Consider the following 22995-nt stretch of genomic DNA (forward strand, 5'->3'; position numbering starts at 1 on the left):
CCCCGACGGGCGCCCGCGAGGTCACCGGGGGGACTCCGGGGGGCGCTGGCGCGGCATGTTCGGCCGGGTCATCGTCTGCAGCGGGAACCGCCCCGACAGCACCCCGTGGTCCGTACGCCCACCGGTGCCGGCGTTCGACGACAGCGTCTGCATCCCCATCGGTGCGGGACCGGCCCGGAACTCCACCATCCAGTCCGCGGTCTCGGTGCGCACCAGCTCCGTGATGTCCTCCGAGAACCGCCGCAGCACCCCCAGGCACCGCTCGGCCGCCTCGCTGGCCGTCCCCTCGGTCGGGCCGAGCACCTCTCGTACGCACTCCGAGGCCCAGTCGAACTGGAGCACCTGGAGGCGCCGCTGCACGGCCTGCGCGGTGGCGAGATTCCTTATCCAGCCGGAGGTGAGGCCGAAGTACCGGTCGAACGCCATGCTCGCGGCACCCAGCAGCAGCGACAGATAGCCCCAGCCCGCCGCCCCGTGCAGCGCCCCGGTCAGATCGAGCAGCGGCAGCGCGGTGCCCGCGACCGCCCCGAACGCGGTGCCGATCCGCAGCGCCCTGGCCCCGCGGCGTTTCCCCACCCGGTCGTTCAGATACCAGTCGGCGGTGCGCAGCGCGTCGGTCTCGACCCAGCGGTACAGCTCGTCGAGGCGGTCGGCGGGTTCGCCCCAGTCGCCGAGCGGGAACGGGGTACCGGTCAGATCCCGGCCCCGTGCGCGGGAGTCCGAGCCGGCCGGGCCGGGCTCGTTGCGGGGCGGCCCTTCGGGCTGCATCTCCGGCTGACTCACCGGGTACTCCTCTGCATTCTGCGTAGCGACGCCTGATGTGGCGATGTGTTTCGAGGCGGCGGGGTGCTCACTGCTTTCCGGCGTGGCCGACAGTCCCGCAGAGGTAACTTTGCGTGACGGGCGGTGGGCCTGGGTGTCCTGATGTGCATGCCCTTCCTACCGCCGAATGGTGGGCCATGGGGCAGAAAACGCGGTATTCCCGGGTGTGCGGAGCCTGTGATCAGGTATAGGAGCCCGGCAAGGGCTGCCTGAAACTCACTCGAAAGAGTTGCTCGCCAGTGGGTGGGGCGAGCTGCCCGGTGACCACGTAGGCTCGGCATACCGAAACATTTTGTCGTCGAAATGCCAGGAGTGACCGTGATTCCCGGTGGTGGTCAGCCCAATATGCAGCAACTGCTGCAGCAGGCCCAGAAGATGCAGCAGGATCTCGCCGCGGCCCAGGAGGAACTGGCCAGGACCGAGGTCGAGGGCCAGGCGGGTGGCGGTCTCGTGAAGGCGACCGTGACCGGCTCCGGCGAGCTCCGCAACCTGGTGATCGACCCGAAGGCGGTCGACCCGGAGGACACCGAGACGCTCGCGGACCTCGTCGTCGCCGCGGTCCAGGCGGCGAACGAGAACGCGCAGCAGCTCCAGCAGCAGAAGCTGGGCCCGCTGGCCCAGGGCCTGGGCGGCATGCCCGGCCTCCCCTTCTGACCCGCTGACCCCCCCCGGCCCGGCCCGCCGGGGACAGCGCTCGGCTCACCCGGAACAGAAGCAGGAAAGGAAGGCGTTCCCGTTGTACGAAGGCGTGGTTCAGGACCTCATCGACGAGTTGGGCAGGCTGCCCGGCGTCGGGCCCAAGAGCGCGCAGCGGATCGCCTTCCACATCCTGCAGGCCGAGCCGACCGATGTGCGCCGCCTCGCCCATGCCCTCCTGGAGGTCAAGGACAAGGTCCGGTTCTGTTCGGTCTGCGGCAACGTCGCCCAGCAGGAGCAGTGCAACATCTGCCGGGACGCGCGCCGGGACCCGTCGGTGATCTGTGTGGTCGAGGAGCCGAAGGACGTCGTCGCGATCGAACGGACCCGTGAGTTCCGGGGCCGGTACCACGTGCTCGGCGGCGCGATCAGCCCGATCGAGGGCGTCGGCCCGGACGATCTGCGCATCCGCGAGCTGCTCGCCCGCCTCGCCGACGGTTCGATCACGGAGCTGATCCTGGCGACCGACCCCAACCTGGAGGGCGAGGCCACGGCGACGTACCTGGCGCGGATGATCAAGCCGATGGGCCTGCGGGTCACCAGGCTGGCCAGTGGCCTGCCGGTGGGCGGCGACCTGGAGTACGCGGACGAGGTCACCCTGGGCCGCGCCTTCGAGGGGAGGCGCCTTCTCGATGTCTGACGCCTTCACGTCGTCCGATGTTCTTCCGACGACCGTTTCCACGACCGTTCCCGCGACTCACGGCGGCTTTACGTTCAGCGACGCTATGTTCTACTCACCGTTCGCGACCGTGCCCACGGGAGGTCCCCTCGATGTCTGACGCCACGCTGAACTCCGTCACGCAGGACCCGGACGACTTCGCCGTCCAGATCGCCGACCAGATCAAGACGTTCATCGTCGCGGTCACCGAGGTGTCCAAGGTCGAGGAGCCCGAGGAAGCCGTCCCCGTCCTGCTGCTCCAGATCTCCCAGCTCCTGCTGGCCGGCGGCCGGCTCGGCGCGTACGAGGACATCGTCCCCGACGAGCGCTACGAGCCGGACCTGGGCGCGGAGCCGGACGCCGACGGGCTGCGCGAGCGCTTCGCCGCCCTGCTGGAGCCGATCGACGTCTACTCCGAGGTCTTCGACCCGTACGAGCCCCGCAAGGCCCCGGTCCCGGCCCGGATCTCGGACGACCTGGCCGACCTGGTCACCGACCTGCGCCACGGCCTGGCCCACTACGAGGAGGACCGCACCACCGAGGCCCTGTGGTGGTGGCAGTTCTCCTACTTCTCCAACTGGGGCTCCACCGCCTCCGCCACCCTGCGCGCCCTTCAGTCCCTGATCGCCCACATCCGCCTCAATCAGCCCCTCCAGGAACTGGACGGCCTGGACACCGACTCGGAGACCATCGACGACGACCTGGCCGAGGAGGCCGGCCGCGTCATGGCCGAGGAGATCGCGGGACCGCTGGGGCTGCGGCCGGTGCAGTAGCGGCGCGGCGGTGGCCGCGCGTAAAGCCCGCGACGTTGTCGGTGCGCATTGTTAGCCTCCCCTCGGCCTGTGATGATCACGGCCGGTCAAGGGGAGGGAACATGCGAGTGACCAGAGGTGCGTCGGGGCGGCGAAGAGCCGGATGGCTGGGAGTGTCGTCGGCGGTCGTGGGGGCGATGCTGGCGACACCGGGCACGGCGGCCGCGGCCGGAAACCTGCCGCCGTACCAGCCGGCGGTCTCGGACCTGAAGAACTCGGGCCGGGGATGCGCGGCGGGGGAGGACCGGCCGTACGTGCGGTTCGCACCGGAGCTGACCGCCGTGCTGTACGACCCGGACGTCCGGCCGGGCGAGGTGAGCCGGGTCAAGGGCGAGTTCGAGGCGTGGTGGCAGGACGGCGACGGCACCGGGCAGCGGCTGACGTTCACCACCGACGCACGGCAACAGGGCGGGTCGTTCTCCTGGAAGCTGCCGGACGGTGTCCCCGCGGACACCGTGATCTCGTGGCGGGTGCGTGCCGATGACGGGGAAGCGGTGTCGCCGTGGAGCTCCGACGGCGCGGGCACGGTCTGCGAGTTCGTGTACGACAAGGACGCGCCCGACAAGCCCGCGGTGTCGTCCGGCGACTATCCGGACGGCGATGCCTGGACGGACGGCGTCGGTGTGCACGGGACCTTCCACATCACTTCGCCGTCCGAGGACGTCGAGTTCTATCACTACAGCTTTCTGGGCGGCCGGCAGCTGACCGTCCGGGCGTCGGGCCCGGACCGTGCGGCGGACATCGACTACCTCCCGGGGTCGCCGGGCCTCCACGGCCTGGAGGTCCAGGCGTTCGACCGCGCGGGCAACGGCAGCACGCCCACGAACTACCAGTTCCGGGTGGGCTCCGGCCGGGCACCGGCCGCGCGCTGGAAGCTGGCCGACGCGGCGGGCTCGCGCACAGCGGCCGCGGAGGCCGGTCCGGCGGCCCGCGTCGGAGCCGGCGCCGCGTTCGGCGCGGGGGCTCCGTCCGGCACGGACGTCACGTCCTCGGTGAGCCTGGACGGGACGGGGCACGGTTTCGTGACGCCGGACGCCCCGGTCGTCGCGGCGGACGGGACCTTCTCGGTGGGGGCCTGGGTGCGTCCCGCCGCGGTGGACGGCACCCGGACCGTCGTCAGTCAGGACACCGGTCAGGGGCCCGCGTTCACGCTGGGTCTCCGGCAGGCCGACGGCAAGCCGGTCTGGTCGTTCGCGGTCGGCGGTACGCCACTGACCGGAGGCCTGCCCGAGACAGGTGAGTGGGCGCATGTGCTCGGGCGGTACGACGCGCGGACGGGCAGGGCCCGGCTGTACGTCAACGGCAGGGCGGTGGGCGAGGAGCAGGCCGTGACCCCGGCGGCGGGCGACGGGAGCTTCCAGATCGGCCGGGCGCAGGGTGCGGCCGGTTACCGCGACCGCTGGCAGGGCGAGGTCGGCGATGTCCGGGTCTACGACCGTGTGGCCGTGCCGGACGAGGTCGCGGAGCTCGGTACCCGTAAGGCGCAGCTGCTCGGCCACTGGGCGCTGGAGACGGCTCCCGGCGGCATCAGCGCCGAGTCGAACGGCGGGCAGCCGCTGAAGCTCGGCCAGGGTGCCTCGATCTTCCGGATGGACGAGCCGTGCGATCCGCTGGACGCCGACTGCGACCCCGGGGACTGGCCCCTCGCGGACGAGGGCCATCTGAGCCTGGACGGCGTCTCGGGCCATGCGGCCACGGAGAAGCCGGTCGTCGACACCGGTGACAGCTACACGGTGAGCGCGACGGTGCGGCTGGCCGACCGGGAGCCGGACCGCCCGATGACCGTCCTCTCCCAGGGCGGGGCGCACGGTGACGCCTTCAAGGTCCGCTACGAGCCGTCCACATCCAGCTGGGAACTGGTGGTGACCGACGCGGACGGGCCGGGAGCCGCGGAGACGGTGGTCGCCCGGTTCGAGCAGCCGGACGGCGGCCAGGGCGCGGGGCACCGGATCGCGGTCGTCCGCGACGACGCGGCGGACCGGATCACGCTCTACGTGGACGGCTACGCCGAGACCGCGGGCACCGCCGGGTTCCGTGGCGGCTGGACGAGCGGTGGCGGCCTCCAGGTCGGCCGCGGACGTACGGCCGACGGGTGGGGCGAGTACCTGCACGGGGCCGTGGACCAGGTCCGGGCCTTCTCCGGCGCACTGACCGACAGCGAGGTCAGTGCTCTCTGGTAGCGGGCGCGGGGTGAGGTGAGGGGGCGCGCCGGGCATCGGGCTTCGCCCGGCACGCCTCCGAAGGGCGGATGGCCGGGTTCCGGTCCACGCTGGAGGGGCAGGCCGCCGGATCGTGGCCCCCGGGCCGCCGGGCGTGTGGGCCGGACCACACACGGGAGTGCGGGTCCGCGCGGCGGGCAGGAACGTGTACGAGCAGTCCGGGCGACACGCCGATGATCACGTGCTGAGCGGGACATCTCACCATGTGATATCAGCGGGGCGTTTCCGGACTGCTCGTTAAACTGAGTCGACCGCAGTAATGGACTGAGCGAGGAGCGCACGTGGGCCTTGTCGTGCAGAAGTACGGAGGCTCCTCCGTAGCCGATGCCGAGGGCATCAAGCGCGTCGCCAAGCGAATCGTCGATGCCAAGAAGAACGGCAACCAGGTGGTTGTCGTGGTGTCAGCGATGGGCGACACGACGGACGAGTTGATCGATCTCGCCGAGCAGGTATCCCCGATCCCTGCCGGGCGTGAGTTCGACATGCTGCTGACCGCCGGAGAGCGGATCTCCATGGCCCTGCTGGCGATGGCGATCAAAAACCTGGGCCACGAGGCCCAGTCCTTCACCGGCAGCCAGGCGGGCGTCATCACCGACTCGGTCCACAACAAAGCGCGCATCATCGATGTGACGCCGGGCCGTATCCGTACGGCGCTGGACGAGGGGAACATCGCGATCGTCGCGGGGTTCCAGGGTGTGTCCCAGGACAAGAAGGACATCACCACCCTCGGCCGCGGCGGGTCCGACACCACCGCCGTCGCCCTCGCGGCCGCGCTGGACGCCGAGGTCTGTGAGATCTACACCGATGTGGACGGTGTCTTCACCGCCGACCCGCGGGTCGTGAAGAAGGCCCGGAAGATCGACTGGATCTCCTTCGAGGACATGCTGGAGCTGGCCGCGTCCGGCTCCAAGGTGCTGCTGCACCGGTGCGTGGAGTACGCACGCCGCTACAACATCCCGATCCACGTCCGCTCGTCCTTCTCCGGACTGCGCGGAACCTGGGTCAGCAACGAGCCGCAAGGGGACCAGAAGGTGGAGCACGCGATCATCTCCGGAGTCGCCCATGACGTCTCCGAGGCCAAGATCACCGTCGTCGGCGTGCCCGACAAGCCGGGCGAGGCCGCCGCGATCTTCCGCACCATCGCGAACGCGGAGATCAACATCGACATGGTGGTGCAGAACGTCTCCGCCGCGTCGACCGGGCTGACCGACATCTCGTTCACGCTGCCGAAGGCCGAGGGCCGCAAGGCCATCGACGCCCTGGAGCGCAACCGCGGCAGCATCGGCTTCGAGTCGCTGCGCTACGACGACCAGATCGCGAAGATCTCCCTGGTCGGCGCCGGTATGAAGACCAATCCGGGGGTCACGGCGGGCTTCTTCGAGGCGCTGTCGGACGCCGGTGTGAACATCGAGCTGATCTCGACGTCCGAGATCCGCATCTCGGTGGTCACCCGCGCGGACGACGTCATCGAGGCCGTGCGCGCCGTGCACACCGCCTTCGGCCTGGACAGCGACTCCGACGAGGCCGTCGTCTACGGGGGCACCGGCCGATGACCGCGCGCCGTCCTTCGCTCGCGGTCGTCGGAGCGACCGGGGCGATCGGCGGCGTCATGCTCCAGATCCTTTCGCAGCACGCGGATGTCTGGGGCGAGGTGAAGCTGATCGCCTCGCCGCGTTCGGCCGGCCGCAAGCTGGTCGTGCGCGGCGAGGAGAGCGAGGTCCTCGAACTCACCGAGGACGTCTTCGACGGCGTGGACGTGGCGCTGTTCCTGGTGCCCGACGAGGTCTCCGCGCAGTGGGCGCCGATCGCCGCCGCCAAGGGCACCGTCGTCATCGACGACTCCGCCGCGTTCCGGCTGGACGCGGACGTCCCGCTGGTCGTGCCCGAGATCAATCCGCACGCCGCACGGATCAGGCCACGTGGCATCGTCGCGAGCCCGAACTGCACGACGCTCGCGCTGATCGTCGCGGTCGGTGCGCTGCACGCCGAATTCGGCGTGCGGGAACTGGTCGTCTCCTCGTACCAGGCGGTGAGCGGGGCGGGCCGGGACGGTGTCGCCGCGCTGCGCGAACAGCTGTCGATGGTCGCCGGTACGGAACTGGGCACGAAGCCGGGGGACGTACGCAGGGCCCTGGGTGACGCGGAGGGCAGCCCCTTCGCCGCCCCGGTCGCCCTCAACGTGGTGCCCTGGGCCGGGACCGAGGCCGGGGACGGCTGGTCGTCGGAGGAGCTGGCGATCCGCGAGGAGTGCCGCAAGGTCCTGGACCTGCCGGGCCTGCGGGTCGCGGCGACCTGCGTGTACGTACCCGTCGTCGCGACGCACTCGATGTCCGTGCACGCCCGGTTCGAGAACGAGATCGCGGTCGACCGGGCCCACGAGATCCTGGCGACGGCTCCGGGCGTGGTGCTGTACGACAGCCCGGCGGCCGGGGACTTCCCGACACCGTCCGACGTCGTCGGCACCGATCCGACCTGGGTCGGGCGAGTGCGCAGGTCACTGGACGATCCGCGGGCTCTGGAGCTGTTCGTCTGCGGCGACAACCTCCGCAAGGGCGCGGCGTTGAACGTGGCGCAGATCGCCGAGTCGGTGGCCGCGGAGTTTCCCCGGTCCTGATCGAACCTGTTTTGTACTGTCTGTGAATGCTCTGTGAGTAAGTTGAAGGTCTCAACCTCTTGAGCTGGGGTGTCGCGGTATCCGACGATGACTTTCGGCCTGCTGCAACCACTGGCCCGGGAGTGTGCGTCTATGCCGTCACCTCTGGCGCGGCGGGGCGCACAATCGGGGCATTTGGGGAAGAGCAGGTACGTATGAGGGCATGTCGCACAGCGGCGAACGCGGTGCCGCGCGCGTACAACCCTGACGGGGGGAAACGTGTCCAACTGGCGTGGCAGAGGTTCTCGATATCACAGTGGTGGGCCCCTTGCGCGGCGCTTCGGTGCGTCCGCTCCGACGGCCCCGCGCACCCGGCGGTATGCCGGTGATTGCGCCCATGCCCGCTGCGCGCCCCGCACGGCTGCCCTCGCAGCGCGAGGGCGCTGAGGAGAGCGTGGCTGCCGGAACCACCGTCGACCATCTCACCGAGACCTACCGGGCCCACTACCGTTCGCTGCTCGGTCTCGCGGCGCTGCTCCTGGACGACACGGCCTCCTGTGAGGACGTGGTGCAGGAGGCGTTCATCCGGGTGCACTCGGCCCGCAACCGGGTACGGGACCCGGAGAAGACACTCGCGTATCTGCGCCAGACCGTCGTCAACCTCTCGCGCTCCGCGCTGCGCCGCCGCATCCTCGGACTGAAGCTGCTCTCCAAGCCCATGCCGGACATGGCGAGCGCGGAGGAGGGTGCCTACGACCAGCTGGAGCGGGACGCGCTGATCAAGGCGATGCGGGGGCTGCAACGGCGCCAGCGGGAGGTACTGGTGCTGCGCTACTTCGCGGACATGACGGAGGTTCAGGTGGCCGAGACGCTGGGGATATCCCTGGGTTCGGTCAAGGCCTACGGCTCCCGCGGGATCGCGGCGCTGCGCGTCGTGATGGAGGCTCAGGCATGAGCCGGCGCGACCGCGACTACGAGAACGGCCCCGATGAACGCGGGCAGGGCCCCGGCGAGCGTGAGCACGGCTCCGATGAACGTGAGCACGGCTCTGAACGTGAGCAGCGACGTGAGCGTCGGATTGACCGGACTGGAAACGGAATTGTGAACCACGGGCCGGAGAACGCCTCGCGGGCGAACGCGGACGCGGAGGCCGCCGGCGCCGACGGGGCCGGGGCCGCTGGGGCCGCTGAATCCGCCGGGGCGGCCGAGACCGCCGAACTCGGCAGTCCGAGCAGTCTCTTCGGCCCGGATCCGGGCCCGCACGGCGGACCGGGAGCCGGTGACGGTGCGGACCTCGACGAGGTCGCGCTGCGCCGCATGCTGCGCGGTGCCGTCCAGCACATCGAGCCCGGCGACGGCACGCTCGACCATCTGCAGCGCGCGGTTCCCGTCCGGCGCGCCAAGCGGCGGCAGGCCGTCGTCGGCCTGGCGGCCGCGGCGCTGCTCATCGGCACCGCGGTGCCCGCCTTCGTCCATGTCGCGAACTCCGACGGTTCGAACGCCGCCAACCCCGCGATAGCCGGGCACGGCGAGCAGGCGCAGGGCGGCAACGGCACGGACAGCGGCGCGCAGGCCGGCGGCAGGAACAGCGGCGGCAACGCCGACGGGCAGACCGATGGCGACCGGAACCGGCCCACGAGCACGAGCAGCCCCTTCGACAGCCGTGGCCAGGGCGGGGACGGACAGCTGTCGGGCGGGGGCGGCGGTCCGACCGACCCCGCGATGGCCTCCATGCCGAGCTGCGACCCGCAGCAGCTAAGTGTCGCCTCGGCCGAGACCGGAGCGGCCGGTGCCGACGGCACGGTCTACGGAACCTTCCGGATCGCCAATGTCTCCGGCACGGAGTGCTCGGTGAGCAGCAGCGGCAGTGTGGGCTTCCAGGCGATAGGCGCGGCCGACCCGGCCAGGATCGCGGTTGTCCAGCACACCGCGGGTGACGCGGCGGCCGGGCTGCCCGACCCTTCGCAGGAGCAGAGGACGGTGCTGCTGAAGCCGTCGATGGCGTACGAGGTGAAGTTCGCCTGGGTGCCGAAGGACACCTGTCCGAGCGTCGGAGGTTCCCCGAGCCCGTCACCGACCGACGACGCGGGCGGTGCGAGCGGTGCCACGACCGCCGGTACCGGTTCGGGAAGCGGCGACGGGGCGACGGGGGCGGACGCGCAGTTCGGCAGCGAGGACGGCGGCGGGACGCAGGACGGCAGCGTCGCCGTGACGCACACGCCGGAGGCCGGGGCACCGGTCGCGGAGGCGAAGATCGCCAACGCCTGCTCGGGCACGATCTACCGGACCGGGGTGCTCGCTCCCGCGACGTGACGCCGTACGACGTGCGACGCGAGGGGCCCGCCGGATCGACGATCGATCGGCGGGCCCCTCGCGTGTGTCCGTGCCTGTGTCCGTGCTGTACCTGCGTCCGGGGCCGTGTGTCTCAGACGGCTCCGGAGCCCACGGCGTCCTTGCCGGCCCCGGCCCCGGAACCGGCTTCCGCTTCCTTTTCCGTTTCCTCTTCCTCGACCAGGCCCAGTTGCAGGTCGCGCGCCGCCTCGGCCTCGCGGCGGACCAGCCGGAACCACATGAAGAGCACGAACCCGGCGAAGACGAACCACTCGCCGGTGTAGCCGAGGTTCTGGAATGCCTTCAGGTCGAGCCCGGTGCCCTGTGCCTGGGCAGCCGGGACAGGACGCAGCGCGCCGGCAGCCTTGTCCCCGGCACCGGCGCCCGCGTCCTGGAGCGTGACCCATGCGTCGTAGACGTCGTACGGGACGAGGTTGATCAGGGACGCGGCGCTGATCATGCCCAGCTGGCCGTCGGGGAGCCCGCCCGTCGTGTCGACGCCCGTGGTGCCGGCGTTCTCGGACGCCTGGAGGTCGCCCGTCACCGTGACCTCGCCGGTCGGTGCGGGGGGCACGTCGGTGCTGCCGGGCTTGCCGGGCAGCCAGCCACGCACCACCGGAAGCGCCTTGCCGCTGTCCGTACGGAGCATGTTCAGGACGTAGAAGCCGCTCCTGTCGTCCAGCTTCCGTCCGGGCACCAGGAACTGGTCGGCGTACCGGCCGGTGGCGGTGGCGGGGCGGCCGGAGGTCACCGTGTCGACGGGCAGCAGCTCGTCGATCGGCTTGGCGGGCCTGGAACCCGGGGCGGGCTGCTTCTCGGCGGCGTCGTGCGTCTGCACGCGGTCCTCGAAGCGGCCGAGCTGCCAGGTGCCCATGAACACGCAGAACGGGATGGCCAGCACGACGAAGAGGTTGATCCCCCACCATCGCGGGGTCAGCAGGAACCGGTACACCCCTCCACGGTACGGTCCCCGCTCCGGCCGGCCGGAGCGGGGTGCCGACTGACGGCCGCGTCCCCGGCCCTGTGCCGCCGGGGACGGACGGCCCGCCCATCCGTTCGCTACGCGCCGGTCGTGCCCGGCTCCGGGGACAGGTGGCGCCGGGCGAAGTCCAGCTCCAGGCGGACCTGCTTGATCCGTTCCTCCACGACGAGCGAACCGTGTCCCGCGTCGTACCGGTACACCTCGTGCACCGCGTTCCGCTCCTTCAGCCGGTCGACGTAGTTCTCCACCTGGCGGATCGGGCAGCGCGGGTCGTTGACGCCCGCCGAGATGTAGACCGGCGCCCGGACCACGTCGACGTACGTCAGCGGGGACGACGCCTCGAAGCGCTCGGGAACCTCCTCCGGCGTGCCGCCCAGCAGCGTGCGGTCCATCGCCTTCAGGTCCTCCATCTCGTCGTGGTACGCCGTGACGTAGTCGGCGACCGGGACCGCCGCCAGGCCGAGGGCCCAGACGTCCGGCTGCGTACCGAGGCCGAGCAGGGTCAGATAGCCGCCCCAGGAACCGCCGGCCAGGACCAGCCGCTCCGGGTCCGCGAGGCCGGACTTCACCGCCCACTCCCGCACCGCGGCGATGTCCTCCAGCTCGATCAGGCCGACCCGTTGCTTCAGCGCGTCCGTCCAGGCGCGGCCGTATCCGGTGGAGCCGCGGTAGTTGACCCGGACGACCGCGTAGCCGTGGTCCACCCAGGCGGCGGGGCCGGAGGCGAAGGAGTCGCTGTCGTGCCAGGTCGGGCCGCCGTGGATCTCGAAGACCGTCGGGAACGGGCCCTCGGCCGGGGCGGCGGGCCGCTGCACCAGCGCATGGACACGGCCCCCGGGCCCGTCCACCCACACGTCCTCCACCGGCACGGACGCCGGGGCCTTCGCACCGGGCGGATCGAGCACCACCGCACCCGAGGTGGACCGGATGACGGGCGGCTGCGCCGCCGAGGACCACAGGTACTCCACCGTGCCGTCCGGCCGGGCCGTGGCACCCGACACCGAACCCGCGGGCGTCTCCACCCGGACAGGGGCGCCGCCCGCCCCCGGCTCGTACCGCCACAGGTCGCTGCGGGCCTCGAAGGCGTGCACGACCAGCAGCGCGGAGGCGTCCGGATGCCACTCGGCGACCACATCGCCGGGCAGACCGATCGCGAGGTCCGTCTCCTCGCCCGTCGTCGGATCCCAGATCATCGGCTCCCAGCGGCCGCGCCGCTGGTGCCCGACCAGGAGCCTCGTGTCCCCGGCGACGGGGGCGAAGCCCAGCACCGTCAGACCCAGCTCCTTCGTACCGCCCTCGGTGTCGTCCAGCTCGGCGACCGTCGTCCCGTCCGGGCGCACCACGCGCAGCGCGGAGTGCATCGCGTCGCCGTGCTCGGTGTGCTCCAGGGCGATCAGCGTCCCGTCATGGCTGAGGTCGCCGACGCCCGCCGACTCGCGGTGGCGGTAGATCTCCACGGGCTCCGCCCCGGGCCGTACGACATGGATCGTCGTCCCGTCCTCGTCGGTCGAGCGGCCGACCACCGCCGTGCCGTCCCGCCCGATCGCGAGCCCGGCCGGGTACGCGGGGCCGAGACCGGGCGTCGCCGGTTCGTCCACCGCGGTGCCCGGCTCCGCGTCCCCGCCGGCGGGGAACGGCCGGCGCATCCACACCCCGAACTCGTCGCCATCGGTGTCGTCGAACCACCAGACCGACTTCCCGTCGGGTGTCAGCGCCCCGTCCGTCGTGCCGTTCGGCCGGTCGGTCACCTGGCGCTGCTCCCCGGTGGCGCGGTCCCACGCGTACAGCTCGTACGTCCCCGTCGCGTTGGAGACGAACAGCGCGCGGTCGGGGGCGTCCTCCGCCCAGTCGGGCAACGACACCCGTGGCGCCCGGAAGCGCTGCTCCCACTCCGGCACGGAGGCGGGGGCCTGGTGGGAAGGGGTGGGCGTCGAGCCGGTGATCTCAGTCATGCCCCCCATTCTGCGTCGGAACGCCGACAATTCGTTCGCTTCGTCCGCAGCCTGTGGATAACCTCCCGGCATGCATCCACCGACCCCTGCCGACCGGCCCGCCGACTGGCACGAGGCAAACCGCGCGCACTGGGACGAGCGGGTCCCCATCCATGCCACGAGCGACTTCTACGACCTCGAATCCTTCCGCGCCGGCAAGGACGCCCTGCGCGACTTCGAGCTCGCCGAGGTCGGGGACGTCACGGGAAAGTCGCTGCTGCATCTGCAGTGCCACATAGGGGTCGACACCCTCTCCTGGGCCCGGCACGGCGCCGCGCAGGTCGTCGGTCTGGACTTCTCCGAACCGGCCGTCGAGACCGCGCGCGCCCTGGCCCGCGAGCTCGGGTTCGGCCAGGACCGGGCGGCGTTCGTCGCGGCCGACGTCCACGATGCCGCGGAGGCCGTCCCCGACTCGTCGTACGACATCGTCTACACCGGCATCGGCGCGCTGAACTGGCTGCCCGACACCCGCCGCTGGGCCGAGACCGCCGCATCGCTGGTGGCGCCCGGTGGCTTCCTCTACCTCGCGGAGTTCCACCCGATCACGGACTGCCTCGACGACTCCACCGGGACGAGGGTCGAGCACGACTACTTCAGCCGCGACGCCTGGGTGGACGAGACGCCCGGCACGTACGCGGACTTCGACGCGCCCACCGTCCACAACCGCAGCGTCGAATGGCAGCACCCGATCGGCGAGGTGGTGTCGGCGCTGGCCGCGGCCGGGCTGCGGATCGAGTTCCTGCACGAGCACGACATCTCGCTCTTCGCGCGCTTCTCGGATCTGGAACGGCAGGGCGACGGTTCCTACCGCTTCCCCGCCGGCCGGCCGCGCATCCCGCTGATGTACTCCATCAAGGCGTCGAGGGCGGCCGATTCCTGAACAAGGGCCGACTGTCAGTGGCGGGGTCCAGACTCGGAGCATGACGACGACTGCCGATCTGCGCGCCGTGGTGGAGACGTACTGGAGCGCGGCCGACGCCCGCGACTGGGACGCCTTCGCCGCGACGCTGACCGACGAGGTGTTGTACGACCTGCCGCAGACCCGCGAGCGCATCCGCGGCAAGGAGCGCTATCTGCGGTTCAACCGGGAGTACCCGGGGGACTGGTGCGTCCGCGTCGAGCGGGTGGTGGCCGACGGCCAGGGGCGGCAGGCCGCTGTCCGTACGCTCTTCACGGCCGGTGCCGAGGAGCTGCCCGCCGTTCATTTCTTCGTGTTCGACGCGACGGGGCGGATCAGCGGGATCACCGACTTCTGGCCCGAGCCGTACGGGCCCCCGGCGGGCCGGGAGCATCTCGCCGAGCGGTACTGACGTCCGACGCCCCTGCGATCTCCCGTCGACGCCGGCGCCGGCGCCGACGCGAGGTCCATGCCGATGCCACGCCGACGTCGATCCCGACACCGGTGCCCACGCCGATGCCGAAGTCGCCGTCAGTCGGCGGACGGGCCCGGCTTTCTGGGGCCCGAGCGGTCCCAGCCGGGGGAGCGGACATCGACCGTCAGCGTGTTCATCACGACTTCCTCGCCGCATGTGCGGCAGATCCACGCCGCATCGAGATCGTGCGCGTGCGCGGGTGCCTGGCCATGTGACCGGCCGGGTGTCCGGCCGTCCGCGTCCGAGGGCGGCTCATGGATCATGACCACCGGCCGGTCCTCCAGCACCCACCGGTCGCCCCAGTCCAGCAGCGCCCGGATGACCGGTGCGAGATCGCGTCCGGAATCGGTCAGGTGGTACTCGTAACGCGGCGGGCGTTCGTTGTAGGGCCGCCGCTCCACCACCCCCGCCTGCTCCAGTGAACGCAGCCGCGCCGCGAGACGGTCGCGGGGCGCGCCGGTGTTACGGGCGATCGCCTCGAAGCGGTGGTTGCCGAAGAAGATCTCGCGCACCGCGAGCAGCGCCCACTTCTCGCCCACCACGTGCAGTGCCGCAGCGGCCGAGCAGGGGCGGCCCGGCAGTGTGACCGTCGGGGCGGCAGGGGCATGGGGTTCCTGTGCAGCACTCATCACCACAAGGTTGCCATCTCAAACTCACTGGCGCTACCTTGCCGCCATGACAGTTGGAAAATCAAACTCACTGGCTTCGGCGGCCGGCCGGGAGACGGCCCGCCCCTCGCCCCCCGCTCCCTCCTCGCGAGCCACCGTCTGGATCGTCTCGGCCGGTGTCTTCGTCGTGAATCTCGACCTGTTCATCGTCAATGTCGCGGTCCCCGCACTCGGCGACGCCTTCGACGGCAGCTCCCTCGCCACGTTGTCCTGGGTGCTCAACGCGTACGCGATCGTCTTCGCCGCCCTGCTCGTCGTCGCGGGCCGGCTCGCCGACCGGTACGGTCACCGCCGCGGCTTCCTCCTCGGCCTCGCGGTCTTCACCGTCGCCTCCGCGCTCTGCGCGTTCGCCCCGGGAGTCGGCTGGCTGGTGGCCGCCCGCGCGCTGCAGGCGGCCGGGGCCGCCGCGCTCATGCCGACGTCGCTGGCCCTGCTGCTCGTCGACACCCCCGCGGAACGCCGTCCCCGGGCCATCCGGAGCTGGGCGGCGATCGGCGGCATCGCGGCCGGTCTGGGCCCGGTGGTCGGCGGTGTGCTCGTGGAGGCGGACTGGCGCTGGGTCTTTCTCATCAATGTGCCGGTCGGCGTGATCGGGCTGCTCGCGGGCGTACGGCTGCTGCCCGAGGCCCGCCCGCACCGCGAGGGCCCGTTCCCGGACCTCGTCGGGGCGGTGCTGCTCACCCTCGCGATCGGCGCCCTGGCGTTCGCCCTGGTCAAGGCCGATGACTGGGGCTGGAGTTCGCCCCGGGTCCTCGTTCCGCTGCTCGCGACGGTCATCCTCGCCGCGGGTTTCTGGGTGCGCTCCGCCCGTCATCCGGCCCCGGTCGTCGAACTGCCGATGCTGCGTTCCCGGGTCTTCGCGACGGCCACCCTCGGGGCTCTGCTCTTCACCGTCGCGTTCGCGGCGATGCTGCTGACGGCGGTGCTCTGGTGCCAGCAGGTGTGGGGGTACTCGGCGATCCGCACCGGACTGGCCATCGCGCCCGGGCCGTTGGTCGTGCCCGTGCTCGCCGTCCTCTCGGGGCCGGTCGTCCGCAGGCTCGGAGCGGGCCGCACCGCGGCGCTCGGCTGCCTGTTCTTCGCCTCGGGGCTGATCTGGTGGGCCCTGGCCCTCGATACGGCCCCGCATTACGCGAGCAGCTTCCTCCCCGGCATGGTGGTCACCGGCACAGGCGTCGGCCTCGCCCTCCCCACCCTGGTCGGTGTGGCCGCCGCGGCGCTCCCGCCCACCCGGTTCGCCACCGGATCGGCCGTCACCTCGATGGCCCGCCAGACGGGTTCGGTGCTGGGTGTGGCGCTGATGGTCACGCTGCTCGGAGCGCCGGCCGGGCCGGGCGAGGTGCTCGACGCGTTCCGCCACGGCTGGTGGGCGGCGGCGGCCACCGCCGTACTCGGCGCGGTCACCGCCCTGACGCTGCACCGGCCGGGCGCCGCGGCGGCCGCTCCCGCCGCCCGGCCGTGACAGCAGTGCGGCGGACCCCCGGGAGAACCCCCGGCGGCCCGCCGCGCCGCTGCACCTCCGTCGTCCGCGTCCTACGCGGCCGAGCGGAAGGCCGGAAGGTAACCACCGGACTGACCGGCGGCCTTGGGGTGGTACGAGTTGTAGACCGGGATCGACACGCTGTGGAGCCAGGCGTCACCGGAGCACAGCTCGTGCCCGGTGAACTCGTCGACCACGCTGGAGAACGTGAACCCGGCGTCGGCCGCCTGCTTGGCGATCACCCCGTTCAGCACGTCGGACGCGTTGTTTATGGCCGACCGCTCCTTCTCCGAGAGCCCGGCGATGCAGCTGCCGCTCAGCTGGTAGAAGCGCGGGTAGCCCAGCACCACCACATGGGCCTGCGGGGCCCGCGACCGGATGGAGCCGTAGAGCGAACTCAGCTTGGACGGAAGCGCGTTCTGGACCTGTGAGACGGCCGAGCCGACGCTGCTGAGACAGGCGGCCTCGCCGGAGAGCACGCAGTCCTGCATGACGTCGGCGAACCCGACGTCGTTGCCGCCCGCGGTGACGCTGACCAGGCCGGTGGACGAGTTCAACGCCCCCAGCTGGGTCCCGGCCACCGAAGTGGTCGTGGCACCGGAACAGGCCACGAAGGCGAAGGAGGAAGGCGAGTTGGCGGCTGCCCAGAGGTAGGGATAGGCGTTGGTGCTGCGGCGGCAGTCGCCGCTGTCGGACAGATAGCTCCCCGCACCGACGCCGGAGGAGTACGAGTCGCCGAGAGCGACGTACCCACCGGCGGCGGCCGTGGAGTTTGCCGAGGCCGGCTGGGCAACGCCCAGCGCGGCCACGGCGGCGAGGACCAGAGTGGATGCGGACGCCCAGAATCTCCGTACTGACATGGCTGTCAGCCCTCCGAAGTGTGGGGGGTGGGTGGGGGGTTGATTGAGCGCCACGTTTCTAGCAGCTATTGGTACCGGCCGGTAATAGCTGCGGAAGAACTGGTCTGATATGCCCGAATGATCGTTCGGGCGCCGTAGCTCCGCGCGTAGACAAACCTCCGGGAGCGCCCCGAATGGGTGGTGTACCGGCGGGAGTTCGTACGTCGGCCCGCGTCCGCCAGACGGGCACGCGGGCCTACGGGATCCGGCGGGCGGATCGGCTCGGCACCCCACCCCGGCATCCCGCCTCAGCGCCCCGCCCCGACCACCCCGGCACCCCACCCGGACCCCCTCGACGCCCCCTCGGCACCCCCCTCAGCGGGTATCCGCAGCACAAAAAAACCGCCCTCTGCGGCGGCTGGCCCCGAGACGGGGTGCCGCCGCAGAGGGCGGTTGTCCGGTTCTAAGAGGATCAGTTGTGGCCGAACCTCCGCTGCTTCCGGTGGGAGACCTGTTCTGAGATGGCGTGCACCGTCTCCTGGGCGGCCGTTGGCCGCGTCTGCTCCTTCGCTTCCGGAGCAGCGCTGCGTTCGTGGCCGCCGGTGCGGGCACCGCGGTTCTGCCGACTCTGCTTCTTGCCCACGATCGTGCCTCCTGTTGCGGATCTCGGACGATGGGCCATCACCAGACTCGCATGTAGGTGCGAAAGGTGCATTCCGGGTGGCGGGTGCCCGGTGCGACTCCCTCCGGGTTCCGGATGCGGCGGCGGGTCACTCGTGCCGGAGGCCGGCCGGCGCCGCCCGATGTGCCGAGCTCGGGGTGGCCGCCGTCGTGCCCGCCCTGTTGCTCGCCGCGGAGCGCACGGCCCCCGGCGGGCAGGACCTGCGGTGCCGCCGGATCGCGTCATGAGCACGGGAAATCCCCGTTCCGCAATTGCGGAACGGGGATTTCCCGACGTATATTGGGTGGTTCTGTGTGCCACGAAAAAAGGCCCCTCAACGGGACCCGACAAGAATCACCATATCCGGCAGGGAGCGATTTTGTCAACTCGCGAAAACGTCGAATTGCAGAAGGAGCAGGAATTCATCGACCGGCTCTACGACCGCGTCGACACGCTGCGCGGGGTCACCGCGCAGCACGTCGAGGAGGCGCTGACCCCAGTCGGGAACGGGTTGCAGGCCCGCCTCGAACGCGATGTGCTCGTCGCCGAACGTTCCGGCCTGCTGGCGGCCCTGAACGCCGTGGACGGCTCACTGTGCTTCGGCCGAATCGATCTCCACGACGGTGCGGCGCACCATATCGGCCGTATCGGAATTCGCGAGGACGACACCGAACACACCCCCCTTCTGATCGACTGGCGGGCACCGGTCGCCCGGCCCTTCTATCTCGCCACCGGACATATGCCCATGGGCCTGCGCAGGCGCAGGCACATCACCACCGACGGCCGCACGGTCACCGAGCTGCACGACGAGATCCTCGATCTCGGGGATCGTGAACGCAGCGGTTTCGAGGACCCGAGCGGCGACGCCGTGCTGCTCGCCGCGCTCGACTCCGCCCGTACCGGCCGCATGGGTGACATCGTGCGGACCATCCAGGCGGAGCAGGACCGCATCATCCGTGCCCCGCACCGCGGCGTCCTGGTCGTCGAGGGCGGGCCCGGCACGGGCAAGACGGCGGTCGCCCTGCACCGTGCGGCCTTCCTGCTGTACGAGCACCGTGAGCTGCTGGCCAAGCGCGCGGTCCTGGTCGTGGGCCCCAATCCGGCCTTCCTCCGCTACATCGGCGAGGTGCTGCCCGCTCTCGGCGAGACCGGGGTGCTGCTCGCCACGCAGGCCGAGCTCTTCCCCGGTGTCCACGCCCGCGGCACCGACACCCCCCGCGCGGCAGCCGTCAAGGGCGGTGCGGCAATGGCCGAGGCGCTCGCCCTCGCCGTACGCGACCGGCAGGGGCTGCCCGAGCCCGGCGTGCCGGTGGTCATCCCGCACGACGACGGGGATCTCGTCCTGGACCGGGAGATCGCCCACGAGGCCCGCCGGGCGGCCCGCGAGACCCGTCTGCCGCACAACCTCGCCCGCCCGTACTTCGCGTTCCACGTCATCGACGCCCTCACCGCCCAGCTCACCGAACGCATCGGCGCCGATCCGTACGGCGGCCCCAACTTCCTCGGCCCGGACGACATCGCCCAGCTCGGCAAGGGCGTCGCCGCGAGCGAGGAGGTGCACGCGGCCGTCGGGGCGCTGTGGCCGGCCCTCACCCCGGAGGACTTCCTCGCCGACTATCTGGCCGAGCCGGTGCACGTGCCGGAGGAGGACGCCGAGGCCATCCGGCGCGCTCCCGGGGACCGGGAGTGGACCCCGGCCGATGTGCCGCTCCTCGACGAGGCGGCCGAACTGCTCGGCTCGGACGACAGCGCCGAGCGGGCCGCCGCCGAGGCCGAGCGCCTGCAGAGGGTCGCCTTCGCGCAGGGAGTGCTGGATCTGTCCCGGGGTTCGGAGACATACGAGTTCGAGGACGAGGAGTCCGAGGTCCTGGCCGCCCACGATGTCATCGACGCCGAACGGATGGCGGAGCGGCACGAGGAGGCCGACCACCGGAGCGCGGCGGAGCGGGCCGCCGCCGACCGGACGTGGGCGTTCGGGCACATCATCGTCGACGAGGCACAGGAACTGTCGCCGATGGCCTGGCGGTTGCTGATGCGCCGGTCACCGACGCGCTCGATGACCCTGGTCGGCGATCCGGCGCAGACCTCCGAGGAAGCGGGCGTCGGCTCGTGGGAAGGGATCCTGGAGCCGTACGTCGGCGACCGCTTCGAGCACGTCAGGCTGGGGGTCAACTACCGTACGCCCGCGGAGATCATGGAGCTGGCAGCCGGCGTCGTACGGGCCGAGGACCCGTCGTTCGAACCGCCCGGGTCCGTACGGTCCACCGGCCGGACGCCGTGGACGCGGGACGCCGGGGCGGATCTGGCGGGCGCGGTGGCGAGGGCCGTCGCGGAGATGACGCCCGAGGAGGGGCGCCTCGCGGTGATCGCGCCGCGCGCCCTGCACGAGGAGATCGCGTCCGCGCTCGACGGAGTCACGGCCGGCGCCGAACCCGACCTCACCCGTTCCGTGGTGCTGCTCGGCCCGCGTGAGGCCAAGGGGCTCGAATTCGACCATGTCCTGGTCGTGGAGCCGGGCCGGTTCGGGACCAGCGACCTGTACGTGGCGCTCACCCGGGCGACGCAGCGCCTGGGCATCGTCCACAGGGAAGAACTGCCCGAGTCACTGCGCTGACCCCGCAGGGCGGGCCGCGGCCGAGGGACGCGGCCCGCCCCGCAGGTCACGGGCGTTCGCGGCGCCGGTCCCCGGCGGACCTGCCGCGATCGGCACGAGCAGGGGCCGAGGGCCGCCGACGCGCGGCCTTGAGCGGCTGCCGTCGCGGCCGGCCTCCCCGGCCCGGGAGGGCCCGGTCCCGGTCAGCCGGCGAATCCCGGCACCACCAGACCCGACTCGTACGCGATCACCACCGCGTGGGTCCGGTTCTGCGCACCGAGCTTGGTCAGCACGTTCCCGACATGGGTCTTGACGGTCTCCGGGCTCACCGTGAGTGCCCGGGCGATCTCCGGGTTGGACCGGCCGGTGGCCATCAGCCGCAGCACCGCCTCCTCGCGCCCCGTCAGCGCCGCCCTCGGCAACGCCTCGGCGGAGTTCTGCGGGCGGGCGGTGACCATCTGGCGCAGGGCCGCCGGGAAGAGGATCGCCTCGCCCGCCGCCACCACCCGTACCGCCTCCGCGATCCGCCGGACCGGGAGCCGCTTGAGCACGAATCCGCTGGCCCCCGCGCTGAGCGCGGCGGTGATGTGGTCGTCGTTCTCGAAGGTGGTGATCACCACGACCTTCGGCGGGTCGGGCGATTCGGCGAGGAGCGTCCGGGTGGCCTCGATGCCGTTGCGGCGCGGCATGCGCACATCCATCAGGACCACGTCCGGCCGCAAGCGCCGGGCCTGCTCGACCACCTCGACCCCGTCGCAGGCCTCCCCGACCACCGTGATCTGCGGCTGTGCCGCGAGGAGTGTGCGCAGACCGCTGCGAGTCACCTCGTCGTCGTCCGCGATCAGGAGGGTGACAGCGGTGGTGGCGGGGCCGGGCGTCGTGGCGGCAGCCGTGTCGGGGCCCGTCATGCCGACACCCGTATCGGCAGGCGGACCGCCAGGCGCCAGTGCCCCGCCCCGTCGGGGCCCGCCTCGAACTCGCCGTGCAGCAGCCGCACGCGCTCGGCGAGGCCGGGCAGGCCGTGTCCGGACGTCGGGAAGGCACCCCGGCCCGTACCCGCGCCCGTACTCGTCCCCGGCCCGGTCCGGTTGACCACACGGAGCTCCAGTTCGTCCCGCGCGGTCACCACCCCGACCTGGATCGGGCCGCCCGTTCCGTGCCGCAGGGCGTTCGTCAGCCCCTCCTGCAGGATCCGGTAGGCCGCCCGGGAGAGCGTCCCCTGCACCTGCGCCGGATCACCCGTCAGCTCCGGCTCGACCGTCGCGCCCGCGTGCCGCAACCGGTCGATCAGCTCGGGCAGATCGGCCAGGGTCCGGGTCGGCGCCGTCTCCGCCTTCTCCTCGCGCAGCACGCCCAGCACGTAGTCCAGGTCCTCCAGCGCGGCCCGGGTCGAATCCTCGATGCTGCGCAGGGCGGCCCGCGCCGCCACCGGGTCGGCGGCGAGCACCTCACCCGCCACCGCCGCCTGGATCGTGGCCGCGGTCAGCGTGTGCCCGATCGAGTCGTGCAACTCGTGGGCCAGCCGGTTGCGTTCGGCCAGCTGCCGCTCCCGCTCGGCCGCCAGCGCCAGCCGCTCGGCCGACGACGGCCCCAACAGCCGTGGCGCCAGCCACCGCAGCGCGTTCGACACCGCGACGCACACAGCCGCCGCCAGCAGTACGCAGCCGAGCGCCACCGCCCAGCTGCCCCAGCCACCCGTCACCCGCACCGACTTGCCGAACAGGCTCAGTCCCGCCTCGGCGTCGAGCCAGTTCCCCGGCAGTGTCAGTCCCGCGAGGACCAGCACCCCGCTCACCAGCGCCCCCGCCCACCCCAGTGCCATGTGCAGCAGCAGCCAGAGAGGAGTCCGCCAACGGCCGGAGCCGGACGGGTCCGCGCCCCCGCGTACGGGCACCGGATCCGGAAGCCGCACCTTCAGCAGGCGGCGGGCGGACCCGGTCAGCACCCGCCGCGTGGTGCGGGCGAGGCCGGCCGCGGCGACCAGTGCCGCCCAGACCAGCAGGGTCAGAGCGGCCTGCACCCCGTACGGCGCCGAGCTCCACGCCAGCGCCGGAAGCGCGGCCAGAGGCAGCAGCGGAGCGCTCGCCATCGCGCCGAGAAAGGCGAACAGCACGCCCGAATAAGTGGAGCCGCGCAGGAACGGCCGTATTCCCCTGGTCATAGTCGGCCAGTATGGCCGCTCGGCTCACGGCCTTCCTCCCTCGTTCGGGGGAGGACCTTTTCCCGCCTTCTCGCGATGTGCGGCCATGCCTCCGGAATCAATGATCGTGTCCTGCC

Annotated in this window: 20 protein-coding genes; 12 read left to right on the plus strand and 8 right to left on the minus strand. The window is 71.8% G+C overall.

What is annotated here, in order from left to right; genetic code table 11:
• Positions 1 to 21: 21 nt before the first annotated feature.
• Entirely contained in the window at positions 22 to 783 is a 762-nt protein-coding gene (locus ACWCPY_RS21040; protein WP_451267053.1) for an SLATT domain-containing protein, read from the minus strand.
• A gap of 357 nt (positions 784 to 1140) precedes the next feature.
• Between ACWCPY_RS21040 and ACWCPY_RS21045 the strand changes: the two genes are divergently transcribed.
• The 8 genes from ACWCPY_RS21045 (at position 1141) to ACWCPY_RS21080 (ending at position 10113) form a co-directional block, all read left to right on the plus strand.
• The gene (locus tag ACWCPY_RS21045) at positions 1141 to 1476 is read left to right on the plus strand and encodes a YbaB/EbfC family nucleoid-associated protein (protein WP_072487886.1); all 336 of its coding nucleotides are present in this window, start codon (positions 1141 to 1143) and stop codon (positions 1474 to 1476) included.
• Between the two features lie 82 nt (positions 1477 to 1558).
• On the plus strand, positions 1559 to 2158 hold the full coding sequence (gene recR / locus ACWCPY_RS21050; RefSeq protein ID WP_072487887.1) for a recombination mediator RecR: 600 nt from the start codon (positions 1559 to 1561) through the stop codon (positions 2156 to 2158).
• A 131-nt stretch (positions 2159 to 2289) separates the two neighbouring features.
• A complete protein-coding gene (locus ACWCPY_RS21055) occupies positions 2290 to 2949 on the plus strand; it encodes a DUF5063 domain-containing protein (protein WP_451267056.1) in 660 nt (219 codons plus the stop codon).
• A 101-nt stretch (positions 2950 to 3050) separates the two neighbouring features.
• Complete coding sequence (locus ACWCPY_RS21060) at positions 3051 to 5168, plus strand: LamG-like jellyroll fold domain-containing protein (protein ID WP_451267058.1); 2118 nt, start codon at positions 3051 to 3053, stop codon at positions 5166 to 5168.
• A gap of 320 nt (positions 5169 to 5488) precedes the next feature.
• Positions 5489 to 6760: an aspartate kinase gene (locus ACWCPY_RS21065; RefSeq protein ID WP_072487889.1), complete on the plus strand. Its 1272-nt coding sequence runs from the start codon at positions 5489 to 5491 to the stop codon at positions 6758 to 6760.
• Positions 6757 to 7821: an aspartate-semialdehyde dehydrogenase gene (locus tag ACWCPY_RS21070; RefSeq protein ID WP_451267061.1), complete on the plus strand. Its 1065-nt coding sequence runs from the start codon at positions 6757 to 6759 to the stop codon at positions 7819 to 7821. The genes ACWCPY_RS21065 and ACWCPY_RS21070 overlap by 4 nt, the downstream gene beginning before the upstream one ends.
• A 358-nt stretch (positions 7822 to 8179) precedes the next feature.
• On the plus strand, positions 8180 to 8755 hold the full coding sequence (locus ACWCPY_RS21075) for a SigE family RNA polymerase sigma factor (protein WP_072487891.1): 576 nt from the start codon (positions 8180 to 8182) through the stop codon (positions 8753 to 8755).
• A 146-nt stretch (positions 8756 to 8901) separates the two neighbouring features.
• Positions 8902 to 10113, plus strand: coding sequence for a hypothetical protein (locus ACWCPY_RS21080; RefSeq protein WP_451267063.1), 1212 nt, complete (start codon positions 8902 to 8904; stop codon positions 10111 to 10113).
• Positions 10114 to 10225: 112 nt separating this feature from the next.
• On the opposite strand, the gene ACWCPY_RS21085 is transcribed toward ACWCPY_RS21080, so the two are convergent.
• A complete protein-coding gene (locus ACWCPY_RS21085) occupies positions 10226 to 11083 on the minus strand; it encodes an SURF1 family protein (protein ID WP_451267065.1) in 858 nt (285 codons plus the stop codon).
• 107 nt (positions 11084 to 11190) lie between these two features.
• Complete coding sequence (locus ACWCPY_RS21090) at positions 11191 to 13065, minus strand: S9 family peptidase (protein WP_451267067.1); 1875 nt, start codon at positions 13063 to 13065, stop codon at positions 11191 to 11193.
• Between the two features lie 70 nt (positions 13066 to 13135).
• Here ACWCPY_RS21090 and ACWCPY_RS21095 point away from each other — a divergent pair, with 70 nt between their 5' ends.
• A complete protein-coding gene (locus ACWCPY_RS21095) occupies positions 13136 to 13984 on the plus strand; it encodes a class I SAM-dependent methyltransferase (RefSeq protein WP_451267069.1) in 849 nt (282 codons plus the stop codon).
• A gap of 40 nt (positions 13985 to 14024) precedes the next feature.
• Positions 14025 to 14414: a nuclear transport factor 2 family protein gene (locus ACWCPY_RS21100; protein ID WP_451267070.1), complete on the plus strand. Its 390-nt coding sequence runs from the start codon at positions 14025 to 14027 to the stop codon at positions 14412 to 14414.
• A 119-nt stretch (positions 14415 to 14533) separates the two neighbouring features.
• Here the strand turns inward: ACWCPY_RS21100 and ACWCPY_RS21105 are convergent, their stop codons facing one another.
• Positions 14534 to 15106, minus strand: coding sequence for a winged helix-turn-helix transcriptional regulator (locus tag ACWCPY_RS21105; RefSeq protein WP_451267072.1), 573 nt, complete (start codon positions 15104 to 15106; stop codon positions 14534 to 14536).
• Positions 15107 to 15152: 46 nt separating this feature from the next.
• Here ACWCPY_RS21105 and ACWCPY_RS21110 point away from each other — a divergent pair, with 46 nt between their 5' ends.
• Positions 15153 to 16607 (plus strand): MFS transporter, encoded by a 1455-nt coding sequence (locus tag ACWCPY_RS21110; protein WP_451267074.1) that lies wholly within the window; start codon positions 15153 to 15155, stop codon positions 16605 to 16607.
• A 71-nt stretch (positions 16608 to 16678) separates the two neighbouring features.
• On the opposite strand, the gene ACWCPY_RS21115 is transcribed toward ACWCPY_RS21110, so the two are convergent.
• Both ACWCPY_RS21115 and ACWCPY_RS21120 read right to left on the minus strand, forming a co-directional pair.
• Complete coding sequence (locus tag ACWCPY_RS21115; RefSeq protein WP_451267076.1) at positions 16679 to 17485, minus strand: SGNH/GDSL hydrolase family protein; 807 nt, start codon at positions 17483 to 17485, stop codon at positions 16679 to 16681.
• Between the two features lie 451 nt (positions 17486 to 17936).
• The gene (locus tag ACWCPY_RS21120; protein WP_329820318.1) at positions 17937 to 18107 is read right to left on the minus strand and encodes a hypothetical protein; all 171 of its coding nucleotides are present in this window, start codon (positions 18105 to 18107) and stop codon (positions 17937 to 17939) included.
• Between the two features lie 421 nt (positions 18108 to 18528).
• Here ACWCPY_RS21120 and ACWCPY_RS21125 point away from each other — a divergent pair, with 421 nt between their 5' ends.
• The gene (locus tag ACWCPY_RS21125; RefSeq protein WP_451267186.1) at positions 18529 to 20739 is read left to right on the plus strand and encodes a HelD family protein; all 2211 of its coding nucleotides are present in this window, start codon (positions 18529 to 18531) and stop codon (positions 20737 to 20739) included.
• A 182-nt stretch (positions 20740 to 20921) separates the two neighbouring features.
• On the opposite strand, the gene ACWCPY_RS21130 is transcribed toward ACWCPY_RS21125, so the two are convergent.
• Positions 20922 to 21626, minus strand: coding sequence for a response regulator (locus tag ACWCPY_RS21130; protein WP_451267078.1), 705 nt, complete (start codon positions 21624 to 21626; stop codon positions 20922 to 20924).
• Positions 21623 to 22879, minus strand: coding sequence for a sensor histidine kinase (locus tag ACWCPY_RS21135; protein WP_451267080.1), 1257 nt, complete (start codon positions 22877 to 22879; stop codon positions 21623 to 21625). Before ACWCPY_RS21135 ends, ACWCPY_RS21130 begins: the two co-directional genes overlap by 4 nt.
• Between the last annotated feature and the right edge of the window lie 116 nt (positions 22880 to 22995).

This window comes from Streptomyces sp. NPDC002403 (assembly GCF_053593015.1).

Coding starts and splice junctions, on each gene's coding strand:
- ACWCPY_RS21055 (WP_451267056.1), top strand. CDS start 2,290: ATGTCTGACGCCACGCTGAACTCCGTCACGCAGGACCCGGACGACTTC.
- ACWCPY_RS21060 (WP_451267058.1), top strand. CDS start 3,051: ATGCGAGTGACCAGAGGTGCGTCGGGGCGGCGAAGAGCCGGATGGCTG.
- ACWCPY_RS21070 (WP_451267061.1), top strand. CDS start 6,757: ATGACCGCGCGCCGTCCTTCGCTCGCGGTCGTCGGAGCGACCGGGGCG.
- ACWCPY_RS21075 (WP_072487891.1), top strand. CDS start 8,180: ATGCCGGTGATTGCGCCCATGCCCGCTGCGCGCCCCGCACGGCTGCCC.
- ACWCPY_RS21090 (WP_451267067.1), bottom strand. CDS start 13,065: ATGACTGAGATCACCGGCTCGACGCCCACCCCTTCCCACCAGGCCCCC.
- ACWCPY_RS21095 (WP_451267069.1), top strand. CDS start 13,136: ATGCATCCACCGACCCCTGCCGACCGGCCCGCCGACTGGCACGAGGCA.
- ACWCPY_RS21100 (WP_451267070.1), top strand. CDS start 14,025: ATGACGACGACTGCCGATCTGCGCGCCGTGGTGGAGACGTACTGGAGC.
- ACWCPY_RS21105 (WP_451267072.1), bottom strand. CDS start 15,106: ATGAGTGCTGCACAGGAACCCCATGCCCCTGCCGCCCCGACGGTCACA.
- ACWCPY_RS21110 (WP_451267074.1), top strand. CDS start 15,153: ATGACAGTTGGAAAATCAAACTCACTGGCTTCGGCGGCCGGCCGGGAG.
- ACWCPY_RS21115 (WP_451267076.1), bottom strand. CDS start 17,485: ATGTCAGTACGGAGATTCTGGGCGTCCGCATCCACTCTGGTCCTCGCC.
- ACWCPY_RS21130 (WP_451267078.1), bottom strand. CDS start 21,626: ATGACGGGCCCCGACACGGCTGCCGCCACGACGCCCGGCCCCGCCACC.
- ACWCPY_RS21135 (WP_451267080.1), bottom strand. CDS start 22,879: ATGACCAGGGGAATACGGCCGTTCCTGCGCGGCTCCACTTATTCGGGC.